Origin of the sequence: Sphingobacterium kyonggiense (assembly GCF_039536825.1) — a bacterium.
Lineage (GTDB): Bacteria > Bacteroidota > Bacteroidia > Sphingobacteriales > Sphingobacteriaceae > Sphingobacterium > Sphingobacterium kyonggiense.
Genome location: NZ_BAAAZI010000012.1, coordinates 78,442 through 93,613 on the forward strand (window position 1 = coordinate 78,442; position 15,172 = coordinate 93,613).

Genomic DNA, 15,172 nt, shown 5'->3' on the forward strand with positions numbered 1-15,172 from the left:
AAAACACAGAAAATCACATAAATAAAATGAGTAGAAAAGATCTAGAAATCGGCTTTGACAATATTATAAACGGAAATAAAGATTGGATGGACTTTGTAAAGAAGGACACCACTGGACGTTTTGAGCAATTAGCGAATGGACAAAACCCAGAGATTTTATGGATAGGATGTGCGGATAGCCGCGTTCCTGCGAATGAATTGACAGGTAGAAAACCTGGAGAGGTATTCGTGCACCGTAATATTGCGAACATGTGTGTTCATTCGGATATGAGTATGTTAGCCGTTTTAGACTATGCTGTCAATGTATTGAAAGTGAAACACATTATCGTGGCAGGTCACTACGGTTGTGGTGGTGTTGCGGCATCATTAAGTAGCCAACAATACGGTATCATTGATAACTGGTTATGCCACATCAAGGATGTTTACCGTCTTCATGCAGAAGAAATCGATGCTATCGAAGATACAGGTAAAAAAGCAGACCGATTAGTAGAATTGAATGTTAAAGAACAAGTCTGGAATCTGTGTTCGACTTCCATTGTTCAGAATGCTTGGAAAAATGGAGCCGACTTAGCCATCCACGGTATGGTTATTAATATCGGAACAGGACAATTGATTGATTTAGGCAATACCTATACCAGCAATGAATCCTTAGGTGAGGTATTTAAATACCTTTAATAGAAAATAAAGAAAGGCTGCTTGTAAAAAGCAGCCTTTTTTTATACCTAATATTTTAGAATTCGTTCTAGAATTATTTGACGAATGATCCGTCAAGATTAATTGTCTTGCTAAAGGAGTTGGAATATAAGTCTGCCATGACAGCAAAATGTTCTCGAGTGACTTTGTTCTTCAAACTAAACTCACCTTGGAATTTACGTTTGCTATTCCATTCTTTCTCGACTTGTTTTTGTACTTCATCGCCTTTTAGGGATACATACTTAATTAAACCGAATAAATCTCCCCAAGTTAAATCTTCATTGCGGAAGTTATCTAAGAACCACAGTTGGCTACGCGTATAGATGTCATTCATCACGGCTTTAACATCGTCAAAACGCACAAACTCGTCCTTTTTAAAGAGATACTTTCCATCCTCAACCTGACCTAAAAAGAATCCTGTGAGGTAGTTTTTCTGAATAGATCCAAAATGTGTATCCTGCGATGACACATCCTGATATGGAGTCAGTCTTGCTGAAAAAGCCATTAACTCAGCTTGTAATTTACGGATATCAATGGATTTGCTGTTTGTCTTAAAGAAGGCAAGGTATGCCGCAGTTGCTCCAAGTGCCTGACCATAGGCAGCACGGAAAGCTATATTATTAGGATCTGTGTTGACTTTACGTAAGAAGCCTGCGTCGAGAAGATTATTCCTTTCAAAAGTCAATAAGTCTTTTAGTAGGATGACATGTGCAGATCCATCTAGTTCTGCTGCACCTACAGATGTCCTTCCTAAAGCCAATGAAACATCAGCGGCCTTCTGCAAGGCGGTAGATGCAATAGACTTATCATCTTTCTCTGCTTGTGCATACAGACTCCCCTTTTCACTGAAATCAATGACTGAGAGAACCGAAAATTGCAATCGGTTACTTAGTTGAATATCCCAACCCTTTTTCTTCTGACTAGTCTTACTGATTTGTTGATTCTTAATTAAGGTTAGATTAGGGAGCTCAGCAATGATTTTATCAATTGCATTTTGAGCCAATCGAGGGTTAAGATCTTGTTTTACCAATTGTGCTAGAGAATCGCTTTTGGTTTTACTAACAGCCATCTCCATTAAGATATTCATCCAAATCCCGCCATCGAGCTTCTGATTACTGTTGATCTTAATTGCTTGACTTGTTATCTCCGGTGCAATTTGCGCTTGGTCAAGTACCCAAACAGTAGGCACATTGGAACGTGCAGCCTGCACCGCAGCAGAAAAAGCAGCTATGTCAGAACCATAGACCAATAGTTTTGGTTTTTGTTTTTTCTGTGCAAAAAGCGACAAGGGGATTATCAGGATTGCCAGTAATGCTAATCTTAAATTCATAATTTGTAAAATATACTTCGAAAATACATAAAATGAGCCAAGTATTCATGTCTTGTCCATCCAATATATCGATGAAATAGCTAACTTTGCTACATGGTAGAAGAAGAAAAATCCTTGAATTTTATCGAAGAGATCATTGAAGATGATCTTCGAAATGGGAAGAATGACGGTCGTGTATTGACTCGTTTCCCACCGGAACCAAATGGCTATCTACATATTGGTCACGCAAAATCAATCTGTTTAAACTTTGCTTTGGCACAGAAGTACAACGGACAGACCAACTTACGTTTTGATGATACGAATCCAGTAACGGAAGATGTAGAGTATGTGGACAGCATTAAGAAAGACATTCAATGGCTTGGTTTCCAATGGGCAGAGGAACTTTACACCTCAGATTATTTCGAAACTCTTTACCAATATGCTGTTGACTTAATCAAGCATGACTTGGCTTATGTGGATGATTCCACTGCAGAGGAAATTGCTGCTGCTAAAGGAACTCCAACGGAACCAGGTACTCCAACGCCATACCGCAGCCGCAGTATTGAAGAAAACTTACAACTCTTCGAAGATATGCGTGCCGGAAAATATAAGGATGGGGAGAAGGTATTGCGTGCAAAGATCGACTTAGTAAGTCCGAATATGCACATGCGTGATCCGATCATCTACCGTATTAAACATGCTCATCACCACCGTACAGGTGATAAATGGTGTATTTATCCGATGTACGATTTTGCACATGGTCAATCCGATTCCATTGAAAAGATTACCCATTCGGTTTGTACATTGGAGTTTATTCCCCACAGACCTTTATACGATTGGTTGATCAACAAATTGGAGATCTTCCCATCGAAACAATATGAATTTGCCCGCTTAAACATGACATACACGGTTATGAGTAAGCGTAAGCTATTGCAATTGGTGAATGAGAAATTTGTAGAAAGCTGGGATGATCCACGCATGCCTACTATTTCAGGTCTTCGTCGTCGTGGCTATACGCCTGAGAGTATCCGTAACTTCTGTGAAAGAATAGGTATTCAGAAGCGTGAAAACATGATCGATGTAAGTTTATTGGAATTCTGTATCCGTGAAGACTTGAATAAAACAGCTTGGCGCAGAATGGCGGTGTTAGATCCAATTAAATTGATCATTAACAACTACCCTGAAGGCCAAGTGGAGGAAATGGATGGTGAAAACAATCCAGAAGTTGAAGGTCATGATGGCACAAGAAAGATTCCATTCTCTAAGGAATTATGGATTGAACGCGATGACTTTATGGAAGATGCTCCGAAGAAATTCTTCCGTTTAGGACCTGGTCTATCCGTACGCTTGAAACATGGTTACATTGTAACTTGTACTGGATTCAATAAGGATGAGAATGGAAAGGTTACAGAGGTGTTGTGTGATTATGTACCGAACTCAAAATCTGGTGAAGATACTTCTGGAATGAAAGTTAAAGGAACAATTCACTGGGTTTCTGTGGCTCACGCTCAAGAAGCAGAGGTTCGCTTGTATGACCGTCTATTCCAAGATGAGAACCCAGCAGCAGCTGAGGATTTCAAAGAGTCCATCAATCCGGATAGCTTACAGATTATCGAGAAAGCTTATATCGAACCTGATTTAGCCAATGCAGAATTGGGTAAAGGATATCAGTTTATTCGCTTAGGTTATTTCACCTTAGATAATAAGATGAGTAAGGAGGATAAATTGGTTTTCAATAGAACCGTAACATTGAAAGATTCTTGGGCCAAAGAAGTTAAGAAAGGCTAAGGAAATCTGATGATAAATGAAATCCCCTTAAGAGGTAATCTTAAGGGGATTTTCTATTACACTAAATTATACTCTTACTTACATCCAAGCTTGTTTATATCGCTCTTCCATTCTGTTTACTTGAGCTACCAAAGCTTCATCTTTGGCACTTTCACCAATTGCTTTATAACGTGTCAAGGCCTCCATACCCAAGTGAATGGTGTATCCATCAAATCCATGCATCCCTTTGCTGGTAATCAGCAATTGTTGATTTAACAATTCATCCAATGCATTGATACTTCTGGTAGCCAATGATTTTGCTTTTTCCAATTCTTGGGTTTTATACAAAGTGTCTACTACCGTCGCATTGAGGTAAGTAAGCTTAGCCGAATTAATTCTTTTTGGCTGTAGGTCATAAGCTTTCAGTGCCAGATCACGTGCCTGCTTGGTTTTATTTTGAGCCATCAATTGATCAATTCCTTGTTGGTAAACATTGGCATAAGCCCAACCCTCAAAGAAGGTATTTGAATCTGTATCCAAATGATTGATAGATGAAATATTTGGCCAACGGTATTTGTCCATTGCATTCGAATAGATCTTGTCCGAGTTGACCAAAGAAGGAGTATTTGCTGCTTGCCCTACTTCTACTGGCATTAACTTATATAACAACCCTTCTGAGGCCATATATTTATCCATCCCCATAAAGACAGAATTTGGACTCATCTGGGTAAAATAGATCGGTCTCTCCCAATTATTCTCTGCCAGAATAGACATCAATACCAACTCCGATCTGGACACATAGCTTTGTTGATAATCCCACTGCATATATTCGGGAACATAGGATTCCCACTCTTTTGGCACTACCTTATTCTTCAATACCGCATCCTTATTAATCTTCAATTGCAACTTTTTACTCGGCAATATGTTTTCAAAGCTACCATCTTGAAGCTGCACTTTATTGGAAGGATCATCCGATAACATGACAGCTAACATTTTATCCACATCCACATGACCTTCAATTCCCATATCCAACACTCGAACCACTTCCCTCACACCTTTCTTTACCTTATCATAATTAAATCCAATTGGTAAAGCCTTCGACTGATTAACATCTTGCATGGCTTGTTTTACATACCATTCCGATTGCATGTATCCGTAGTTGAGTACACGAACATCTGTTCTCACTCCTTCCACTTCTTGCAAGTACCACAGTGGAAAAGTATCATTATCCGCATAAGTGAACAGAATAGCATTAGGTTCACAAGACTGCAAAGCATTATATGCCATATCCCGGGTCATTGTTCGTGCCGAACGATCATGATCATCCCAATTCTGACTGATTAACAGAACAGGGCCTGCCAACATACAAAGACCAGCTGATGCTACTGCCAGTTGTTTAGATGAAACTTTAATCTTTTGCTGCAAGAAATCCGTCACAGCTATCATTCCTAGACCTATCCAAATAGCAAAAACATAGAAAGAACCAGCATAAGCATAATCTCTTTCCCTAGGTTGTAATGGACTTTGGTTCAAATACAAAACAATAGCTATCCCTGTAAAGAAGAACAACAAGCCTACAATAGCAGTATCCTTTCTACTCTTCTTTAATTGCCAAGCTAGACCTATAACACCTAATAGCAATGGCAAGAAGAAATATGTATTTCTACTCGGATCATTCTTAAAGAATTCACTGATTTGACTTTGTCCAGGAAGGCGGAGATCATCTAGGAAAGAAATACCAGAAATCCAATTGCCTGAACTATATTCACCCTGACTAGGACTATCATTCTGTCTACCCACAAAATTCCACATGAAATATCGACTGTACATATGCCCCAACTGGTACCCAAAAAAGAAACGCATATTATCGATAAAGGAAGGTGTCTCTCCTTCTGCTAATCCCAAATATTGACGGTAAAAATCGCTATGCTTTTCACTATAAACCCGAGGGAATAACACTTCCTTATCGTATTCATAGCTACTTCTTCCTTTTATCTCTGCATAGCTATGTTCATCTTTCCGAAAATCAGACTTCTCATTTACACCAACAATTTGCGAATTAAAATTGGGGCCCTTAAACAATGGCTCAGATTGATATTGCTCTCTAGCAAGATAGCCTAGAAAAGAAAACACATTATCTGGCGCATTATTATTTAAGGTGATATTGGTTTGAGATCTGACCAAAAGAAAGGTATAAGATCCAAAACCCAAATAGATAAAGGCTAGTGAAAGCAAGGCTAAATTTAGAATTGGCTTAGCTTTCTTGATCGAATAGTAAATCCCAAATACAATTGCTGAAACCAATAATAGCACAAATAAGATGATGCCTGTCCCAAATGGCATGCCCAATCCATTCACAAAGAATAAATCAAATTGAGCAGCTATTCGAACGGAATATTGGATTACACCCCACAGAATAAAGCCCAAGACTAATACGCCCCATCCTAAGGATTTGGCAATACCAGTCCAGGTAACTGCTTTACTTTTGCGGAAATAAATCAACAAAGCAATGGCAGGAATGGTCAATAAATTCAATAGATGCACGCCAATACTTAATCCCATCACATAGGCCAGTACCAACAGCCACTTATTAGCATCGGGTTCATCGGCTCTTTGCTCCCATTTTAAGGCTAACCAGAATACAACAGCTGTACACAGGGACGACATAGCATATACTTCGGATTCTACGGCTGAATACCAGAATGTATCGGAAAAGCTGTACGCTAAAGCACCAACCAAACCGGCACCAAAGATCTTTACTTGCTGAGTAAAGTCCAATTCTTCGCCTTTTGCGATTAATTTCCTGGCGATTGCTGTAATGGTCCAAAACAAGAACACAATGGTCATTCCACTACATACTGCAGAACCTATATTCATCCAATAGGCTATTTTAGTGGCATCACCTAATGCCAAATTAGAAAACACATTTTGCAGCATGAGAAACAATGGAGCACCCGGCTGATGGACGATTTCTAATTTATAAGCCGAGGCAATAAATTCTCCTGTATCCCACCAACTGCTAAACTTCTCCGTCGTAAAGGAATAGATTAAAAAGGCTATGATACCACAAAGCCATCCTAAAAGATTGTTGATTCTATTATATTTCATATTTGTGGTTAGTTGTGCTAATAAAATTAACCAAGTAAATTGAAAGACCATGATGGCTTAACACTATTTAACAGCTTCGACACCTGATATGCTGAAAAAAGAAAAAGACGGAAGTAATTCCGTCTTTAGGGTAATATATAAGGGTTGGTTAGTTCGTTATACGAGTTTTTCTACGATTTTTTTTGTAGGTCCTGGATTACTCATGGTATAAAAGTGCAATACCGGTGCTCCAAAGTTTATCAACTCCTTACACTGTTGTACTAGCCATTCTTCACCAACTTGACGTACTTCAGCGTTGTTTTTACAAGCTTCAACAGCATCACTTAAGTCCTCAGGAATATCCAAGTGGAAGATTCTTGGCAAGGTGATCAATTGATTTTTTGTCGTCAATGGCTTTAATCCCGGAATAATAGGGACATGGATATCATGTTCTCTACATTTGGTGACAAATTCCTTGTATTTTTCTACGTTAAAGAACATCTGCGTAACGATAAATTCAGCACCCATGGCCACTTTCTTCTTCAACCATTTAAAGTCCGTATTAAAGTTTGGTGCTTCGAAATGTTTCTCCGGATATCCTGCAACACCAATACAGAAGTCAGTTTTCTCCGAACTGCCAATATCTTCATGCAAATACTGTCCTCTGTTCATATCCGCTACCTGTTCCAATAGATCGATGGCATAAGCATGTCCACCTTCCGTAGGAATAAAGTCAGAATCACCTTTACGAGCATCGCCACGTAACACCAAAACATTATCAATACCTAGGAAATTAAGATCGATCAAGGCATTTTCTGTCTCTTCTTTGGTAAAACCTCCACAGATCAAATGCGGTACAGCATCAACTTTATATTTACTCATGATAGCGGCACAGATAGCTACTGTACCAGGACGCTTTCTATAAGAAACACGTTCAAGTAAGCCGTTGGTATGTTGTTTATATAGGTAATCTTCGCGGTGATAAGTAACATCGATAAATGGTGGCTTAAACTCCATCAATTCATCCATGGTTTTAAATATGCTTTGAATCCCCTGGCCCTTTGCTGGTGGTAACAACTCAAAAGAATACAAGGTCTTGCCATTGGCATTCTTGATATGATCTACAATCTTCATATAATACAATTAGGGCTTAGAGAAAACGCAGTGAAAACTGGTCTCAGCTTATCTTTCCCTTATTTGGGGTAGAATGTAGCACCTTGACAAGGGTCAGGTTGCTAAGGCTTCAGCGGGTCTATTCCCTCTGCCTTTCTCTATAAGCGAGGGCTAATATCGTTATTCGTCCGTTAATCTCAAAATGAATTTCTAAAATTAAACGAAATACATCCTGAAAATTGTCCAATAAAACCCACAAAAAAAGCCATTGAACGAAATCCAATGGCTTAAAATTCTTATATCATTATGGATTACTGCTCCAAATACATATCCACTAATCCCTCTGGTAATTGCAATACCACTACTTTTTCTTCCGGATCGATACCTACTATAAAGTCTTCATTCAGGGGAAACATAACTTCTTTGTCTTCCATGTTGATGGTAGCAATAAATTGTTGTGGCATCTCCTGCACTTGTGTAATTTCACCCAACTCTCCTTCTTGCTCATCAATTACCAAATATCCAATTAAATCGCTGTATCTGAAATCATCAGGATCACGCTCTGGCATTTTCTCAATAGGCAAATACATTTTCTTATGAACCAAAGGTTGTGCTTTGTCAATATGATCTATATCTTCAAACCATGCATAGGCAGTACTATTATTGTGAAGTTTTACATTCTCCACGAAATATGGTACTAATTTCTTATCAATTTCCAAGAAAATGACGTCTAAATCTAATTCTGCATAATCTTCAAATTCAAAGAATAACTGCACTTCACCTTTTAATCCGCGGGTTTTGCTTACATAACCTATATAGAAACTCTGATCTTTATTCATTTTTTAGTATTTCAGCACAAAGGTAATGATTCTAGAAATACACTCATAAATATGTTTTCAAAGTCTATTACTTACTTTACTAAAAATTTTACATGATACAATTCAATAAAAAACAAACGATTGCGTTAAATAGGACAATCGATTGAGTTCATTTATTTTATTTCGCATAATTAACATTCTATTAATATTGGTCTTCATAAATCTATTTATGATTCTTAGGAGTCAAAAATTTAACAATTACTATATGTTATGAGAAACAAAAGCAATTACACGCCTATGTTTGCAAGAGCCATTTACCCAATAGGCTCTGCATTACTTTTAGCATTTCTTAGTCCTACTCTCACACAGGCTAATGAAATCGGAAGGACTGCTTCCTTAGTTCATGTTGCGAACCAACAACAAGTAACTGGAACAGTTAGTGGACCAAGCGGTCCTTTATCAGGAGTTACCATTCGAGTAAAGGAAGATCCTAGTGTAGCAACTTCGACAGATGAAGCTGGTAAGTTCAGCATCAACGCTAAACCTGGTCAAACCTTGGTATTCCAAGCATTAGGGTATTCCGAATTACAACGTGTTGTAAGCGGAACTAGCATGTCAGTCACACTATCTGAAAAAACAGATGAGATTGATGAAGTAGTGATCGTTGGATACGGTATCCAACAGAAGAAAGAAAGTTTAACAGGAGCGATGCAGGCTGTAAAGGGCGAGAAGCTTCGTGACATTACGACTCCTACTGTTGAGAACATGTTAAACGGTAAAGCTGCTGGTGTTTATGTTGCACCAGGTAATGGCCGTCCAGGATCACGTGGTGGTGTGGTAATTCGCGGTCAAGCAACCCTAAGTGGTACCACTAGCCCGCTATGGGTAATCGATGGTGTTATCGTAGGATCAAGCCCAGGTGACTTGAACCCTGATGATATCGTAGGATTAACCGTATTAAAAGATGCGGCTTCAACCTCTATCTATGGTTCGCAAGGTGCAAATGGAGTAATCGTTGTTACTACAAAAACTCCTAAAGCTCAAAAAGCAACCATCAGCTATTCCGGTAAATTAGGGGTAAACACCTTAACCAACGGAAATTTAGAGATGATGAATGGCGCTGAATTATACGATTATTACTCTTCTTTCCAAAATGCCAATGTAATTAATTTCCCAAGATGGAATGACGAATTGAAAAATTCTAATTTCGATTGGTGGAAAGTAGCAACCAAAAGTGGCTTAACCCAAAACCACAACGTAACTATTCAAGGTGGTAATGACAATTTACAATCTTTGCTTTCCCTAGGTTATTACAATGAAGTAGGTGCTGTTAAAGGTTATGACTACAAGCGTTACAATGTACGTTTGAACAACACCATCAGACCATTTGACTGGTTAACAATTAGACCTACCTTAGCAGGCGCACGCAGAGGTGCTGATGACCAACAATATTCCATCACAGCAATGTACACTAATTTCCCTTGGGATAACCCATACGATGATAATGGAAAACCGGTACCTCACCGTTATTCAGGTTGGGTAAATAGTGCTGGAACTAACTATTTATATGATTTACAATTCAACCACGGAAACAACCACAACTATGAGTTGATGGGTGGAATTGATTTTGATATTAAAATCACGGATTGGTTAACTTTCTCTTCTGTAAATAACTACCGTGCGAATTTATATTCTTCAGCGTACTATTATGATCCAAGTTCAAGTGCTGGAGAAAGTGTAAAAGGTCGTTTGGCAGAATACCGTTCAGAAGACTACAGAAGATATACCAACCAAATCTTACGTTTCAACAAGAATTGGGACAAACATAGTTTAAGTGGAATTTTGGCTTATGAATTTAACGATTACCGCATAAAAACACTTGATGTGTATGGAACAGGATTTATACCAGGATTCGAAGTATTAGATGTTGTAGCAAAGCCTGAGCGTACTAAAGGGGGTATCAGCGAATGGGCAACACAATCCATACTTTCCAAAGCAACTTATGAATACGATAACCGTTATACTCTTGAAGGATCATTCCGTCGCGATGGTGCATCCAACTTTGGTACAAATGGTAAATATGGTAACTTCTTCTCCGTTTCCGGAGGATGGAATATCCATAACGAGTCGTGGTTCAATTTTGACCAAATCAACTTATTGAAATTACGTGCTGCTTATGGTTCCGTAGGAAATAAACCATCTTCACTTTATCCTCAATACAGCGTATATTCGGTTTCTTCAACTTCAGGATATAACGAAAATCCAGGTGCATTAATTTCCGTAATTGGTAATCCTGATTTATCTTGGGAAAACACATACACTACTGGTGTGGGTTTAGATTTTGGATTATTTAATAACCGTATCCGTGCATCTTTTGACTATTATAACAAAGATACAGACAACATCCTTTACGCTGTTCCTGTTACAGGTTTAATTGGTGTAACCTCATTATGGAAGAACGTAGGAGAGATGAACAACCGTGGTATTGAATTAAATATTGGTGGTGACATCCTTCGTACAGACGATTTATTATGGTCTATTGATATCAACTTAGGACATAACAAAAACAAGTTAACCAAACTATATCCTACTAAAGATGCGAATGGCAACATGTCGATCCGTCCAGTTTACATTGGTGATGGAGCAGGGATTGCAGGTTCGGCACAACGTATCCTTTACCCAGGTTTACCAGTAGACACTTACTACATGGCAGAATGGGCTGGTGTTAATCCCGAAGACGGTAAACCACAGTGGTACCATATTGAAAAAGATGCAAACGGTAATGAGACTGGTAAAACAGTAACATCAAACTATGCAGAAGCTACTCAAGTAGCCTTGAAGAAAGCAGCAGCAGATTTATTTGGTGGCATTAGCACCAATTTAGCGTACAAGCAATTTGATTTATCAGCAACTTTTGGTTACTCGATCGGTGGTTTATCATACAATTACTTCAGACAAGAATACGATTCAGACGGAACATATACTGACCGTAATCAAATGAAGTTACAGGATGGTTGGTCACGTTGGGAAAAACCAGGTGATATCGCAACTCACCCAGTGGCTAAATACAACAATAAGGACAATGGTAACAAAGCTTCTTCACGTTATTTAGAAGAAAACGACTTTTTCAGAATGCGTTCTTTATCCTTAGGATATAAATTAGATTTATCTAAATACAACTTAAATAGCGTTCGTTTCTTTTTAACAGGAGAGAATTTATTTACACTGACCAAATATTCAGGTGTTGATCCAGAGATGTCTATCAATGATTCAGGTGCTGTTCTTAATACAGCTGGACCATCCGTATATCCGGCAACTCGCAAGTTTATGTTTGGCCTTAATGTTACATTTTAATCCCTAAGGAATTATTATTATGAAAAAGTTACTTATTTTATTAGCAGCCTCAGCGTTTTTAGGCTCTTGTGATATAGAAAGATTACCATACGGGTCAATGGATTCAGATAAGATATCTCAAAATCCAGATGCCATGTTAGTTGGTGCCTATGCCCAATTAAAGGCTTGGTCTGACCCTATGCACCGTGCAGGTGAATATGCCGGAGATAATATGATGATTCGTGGATCATCAACCGATGCTTTTTACGAATTTATCTCTTATTCAAGAACACCAAATAATGGTCGTTTATCAACTTTCTGGAACTCTAGCTACAAAGCTATTGCTCAAGCATCCAATATTATTAAATTGGTTCCTGAAAGCAAAGATGCAACAACTGACAATCAACTAGGTGAAGCATATTTTATCCGTGGAATGATGTATTTCTACTTGGTGCGTGCTTATGGAAGACCTTATTACCAATCGCCTGAAACCAATCTTGGTGTTCCGATTGTAAATGGTACTCCAGATAATGTATTCGGAGATTTAAACCTTCCAGATCGCGCAACAGTGAAAGATACTTATGCACAAGTAATCGCCGATTTAAAGAAAGCAGAATCATTATTGACTTTAGGAAAAACTTCTATTTATGGTACTAAAGAAGCTGCTCAAGCCCTATTATCACGTGTATATTTGTATATGAGTGGCACTTATGAATCTCCTAATGCTGAATATGCGAGATTATCCGTTGAATATGCAGACAAAGTGATTAACTCCAACCGTTATACTTTGTTAACGAGAGATCAGTTTATGCGATACAACACCTTCAAACCTGAAGACAATAAAGAAACTATTTTTGCTATTAAAAGAGTAGCTTCAGAATTCTCAGGTTATGACCATTATTACGGAATTGGTGGTATGTACTCCAATATCGGAGGTATGGGCTGGGGAGAAATGTATGCAAGTGCAAAATACATTGATCTCTTAAACGAAACCGGAAGAAACGACTGGAGACCAGACAACTACAAGATTGTTGATGCACGTGCTGCGTTCATTGCTCCAACCTATCGTAAGGATGCAAAAACTGGTGCCTATACAGAGGTATTCCGTTTCATCAAACAAGATCCAAAATCTGGTGAGTTAAACTATGCTCAAGATACAGTAATCCGCAGCGGAGGTACAATCCAAGCGAAAGAAGGTTCTGCAAATTATACCTTGACTGCTGTCAATGCTTCACAAGGCACCTATTCGATCAACTATAAAGATGGTAAAACATACCATGGTGTATTGGATTACTTTATCACATTAAACCGTGTTTATCCACAATTTTACATCATCAAATGTTCGAAAGAAGGTGAAGAATCACAACTTCACTCACCATTGATTAGCCGTTTAGGAGAGGTTTACTTGAATAGAGCTGAGGCTTTGGCTAAGTTAGGTCGCTATGCAGAATCACTTGTTGATTTGAACAAAATCAGAACTCGTTCTATTGAAAACGGTGCTTATGCAAGTATGACAGCTGCAAACGCAAAAACCTATATTGACAAGGAAAGACAATTGGAATTAGCTTACCAAGCAGAACGTAGTTATGATGTATTCCGTAATGGAGATCCATTAACACGTAAATATCCAGGTCCACAAACACAAACTGAAGTAGTTGCTCCTACAGATTACCGAGTTGTTTATTACATCCCACAAGATGCGATCAACTCTTATCCAGGAACGCTGACTCAGAACCCAACTAAATAATATTCTTTAGATTATTTTATATTGAGGTTGCCAAAATTGGCAACCTCTTTTTTTGTGGGAATAAATAAGGCACAAAAAAAGCCGTTCTGTAATAGACCGGCTCTTTCGAATACTTTTTGAAAAGGATTAACCTTCTGTTTCTTCAGTGTTTTCAGCAGTTTCTTCGCTAGCTTCTTCTGTTGCTTCTTCAGCAGCAGGGGTGTTTTTAGCAGCGATAGCAGCAGCTTTCTCTTCTTTTTTCTTTGCCTCAGCAGCTAAAGCAGCTTTTTTAGCTTCTTCTTTAGTTTTTGCTAAGCCAGATTTTTTACCTTCGATTTGCGCATCTTTACTTTCTACCCAGTTGTTGAAAAGTTCTTCTGCTTTAGCATCATCGAAAGCACCTTTTTTCACACCACCTTGCAAGTGTCTTTTGTATAAAACACCTTTGTCTGAAAGGATAGTACGAGCGGTGTCAGTAGGTTGTGCACCTTTGTTCATCCAGTCTAATGCTTTTTCGAAATCTAATACGATAGTCGCTGGATTAGTGTTTGGGTTATAAGAACCAATACGCTCGATGAACTTACCATCACGTGGAGCACGTGCATCTGCTACTACTACATGGTAAAAAGGTTTTCCTTTTTTACCGTGTCTCTGCAATCTGATTTTAGTTGCCATGTTTTTTTGTTATTTTATGTATTCAACATATCCCCCGTGCTGCATGCAAGAGGGGACGCAAAGATAGATAAAATATCTGATAATTAAAATAATAAGAGTTCGCCTTAAAAAATAGTATTTAGTATCAAGTAGTTAGTAGTTAGACCTATTGGCGGGAAAGGAAACTGGTGTTTTGGATAGCGGCCGAAGCATGCTTCGACCGTAAATTTGAGGTTAATAGCCTCAATTATTTCACGATTGTTTGTAGGGTCGATGCATGCATCGACCGCTTAACACCCAACATTATCTATTTCTTTTCCCTAACCCTTCATATTTTTTTATATCGGGCGGATATTCCGTTCGCTTTCGGCGGGGATACCCCCCTTCCCTCAAACTCACTCAGTGCCACCCCTACATAACGTAATACCTAGACAGTTTGAGGTTTCTTTATCTTCGATAAAGAACGACGAGGTCTAGTGGGAGGGCAAAAGACTCTTCGCTTCGCTTTGAGTAGTAAGGAACATACTTATCCACCTTACTATCTCATATCTCACATCTAATAGCGTAGCGGTCTCCTATCTATTTCAAGGGGTTTCCTTCGTCACTTATTCGGATCTCCTTCGGAACTTGTTCGGAACTCCTTCGGATCTCGTTCGGTTAGAAGCGAACGAGA

General features: G+C 38.6%; 9 protein-coding genes and 1 riboswitch. Of the genes, 4 read left to right on the forward strand and 5 right to left on the reverse strand.

Translation table 11 applies throughout. The features are described from left to right. Positions 1–26 precede the first annotated feature (26 nt). The gene (locus ABD676_RS15085) at positions 27–674 is read left to right on the forward strand and encodes a carbonic anhydrase (protein ID WP_344675568.1); all 648 of its coding nucleotides are present in this window, start codon (positions 27–29) and stop codon (positions 672–674) included. 73 nt (positions 675–747) lie between these two features. Here the strand turns inward: ABD676_RS15085 and ABD676_RS15090 are convergent, their stop codons facing one another. Further along, on the reverse strand, positions 748–2,022 hold the full coding sequence (locus ABD676_RS15090) for an FAD-dependent oxidoreductase (protein WP_344675569.1): 1,275 nt from the start codon (positions 2,020–2,022) through the stop codon (positions 748–750). A 93-nt stretch (positions 2,023–2,115) separates the two neighbouring features. On the opposite strand from ABD676_RS15090, the gene ABD676_RS15095 reads away from it, so the two are divergent. Continuing rightward, positions 2,116–3,789, forward strand: coding sequence for a glutamine--tRNA ligase/YqeY domain fusion protein (locus ABD676_RS15095; RefSeq protein WP_344675570.1), 1,674 nt, complete (start codon positions 2,116–2,118; stop codon positions 3,787–3,789). A gap of 78 nt (positions 3,790–3,867) precedes the next feature. On the opposite strand, the gene ABD676_RS15100 is transcribed toward ABD676_RS15095, so the two are convergent. The 3 genes from ABD676_RS15100 to rimM form a co-directional block, all read right to left on the reverse strand. Continuing rightward, a complete protein-coding gene (locus tag ABD676_RS15100; RefSeq protein ID WP_344675571.1) occupies positions 3,868–6,876 on the reverse strand; it encodes a glycosyltransferase family 117 protein in 3,009 nt (1,002 codons plus the stop codon). A gap of 156 nt (positions 6,877–7,032) precedes the next feature. Next, positions 7,033–7,989: a methylenetetrahydrofolate reductase [NAD(P)H] gene (gene metF, locus ABD676_RS15105; protein WP_344675572.1), complete on the reverse strand. Its 957-nt coding sequence runs from the start codon at positions 7,987–7,989 to the stop codon at positions 7,033–7,035. A 45-nt stretch (positions 7,990–8,034) separates the two neighbouring features. Next, positions 8,035–8,135, reverse strand: a riboswitch (SAM riboswitch). A 144-nt stretch (positions 8,136–8,279) separates the two neighbouring features. Further along, the gene (rimM, locus tag ABD676_RS15110; protein WP_344675573.1) at positions 8,280–8,807 is read right to left on the reverse strand and encodes a ribosome maturation factor RimM; all 528 of its coding nucleotides are present in this window, start codon (positions 8,805–8,807) and stop codon (positions 8,280–8,282) included. A 249-nt stretch (positions 8,808–9,056) separates the two neighbouring features. Between rimM and ABD676_RS15115 the strand changes: the two genes are divergently transcribed. Then, positions 9,057–12,140, forward strand: coding sequence for a SusC/RagA family TonB-linked outer membrane protein (locus tag ABD676_RS15115; protein ID WP_344675574.1), 3,084 nt, complete (start codon positions 9,057–9,059; stop codon positions 12,138–12,140). Positions 12,141–12,159: 19 nt separating this feature from the next. Next, a complete protein-coding gene (locus ABD676_RS15120; protein ID WP_344675575.1) occupies positions 12,160–13,866 on the forward strand; it encodes a RagB/SusD family nutrient uptake outer membrane protein in 1,707 nt (568 codons plus the stop codon). Between the two features lie 126 nt (positions 13,867–13,992). Here the strand turns inward: ABD676_RS15120 and ABD676_RS15125 are convergent, their stop codons facing one another. Then, positions 13,993–14,520, reverse strand: coding sequence for a 30S ribosomal protein S16 (locus tag ABD676_RS15125; RefSeq protein ID WP_344675576.1), 528 nt, complete (start codon positions 14,518–14,520; stop codon positions 13,993–13,995). Positions 14,521–15,172 lie beyond the last annotated feature (652 nt).

What these genes read in the sequence shown, in the direction of transcription:
- ABD676_RS15085 (WP_344675568.1), top strand. Translation starts at nt 27, where the DNA reads ATGAGTAGAAAAGATCTAGAAATCGGCTTTGACAATATTATAAACGGA.
- ABD676_RS15090 (WP_344675569.1), bottom strand. Translation starts at nt 2,022, where the DNA reads ATGAATTTAAGATTAGCATTACTGGCAATCCTGATAATCCCCTTGTCG.
- ABD676_RS15095 (WP_344675570.1), top strand. Translation starts at nt 2,116, where the DNA reads ATGGTAGAAGAAGAAAAATCCTTGAATTTTATCGAAGAGATCATTGAA.
- ABD676_RS15100 (WP_344675571.1), bottom strand. Translation starts at nt 6,876, where the DNA reads ATGAAATATAATAGAATCAACAATCTTTTAGGATGGCTTTGTGGTATC.
- metF (WP_344675572.1), bottom strand. Translation starts at nt 7,989, where the DNA reads ATGAAGATTGTAGATCATATCAAGAATGCCAATGGCAAGACCTTGTAT.
- rimM (WP_344675573.1), bottom strand. Translation starts at nt 8,807, where the DNA reads ATGAATAAAGATCAGAGTTTCTATATAGGTTATGTAAGCAAAACCCGC.
- ABD676_RS15115 (WP_344675574.1), top strand. Translation starts at nt 9,057, where the DNA reads ATGAGAAACAAAAGCAATTACACGCCTATGTTTGCAAGAGCCATTTAC.
- ABD676_RS15120 (WP_344675575.1), top strand. Translation starts at nt 12,160, where the DNA reads ATGAAAAAGTTACTTATTTTATTAGCAGCCTCAGCGTTTTTAGGCTCT.
- ABD676_RS15125 (WP_344675576.1), bottom strand. Translation starts at nt 14,520, where the DNA reads ATGGCAACTAAAATCAGATTGCAGAGACACGGTAAAAAAGGAAAACCT.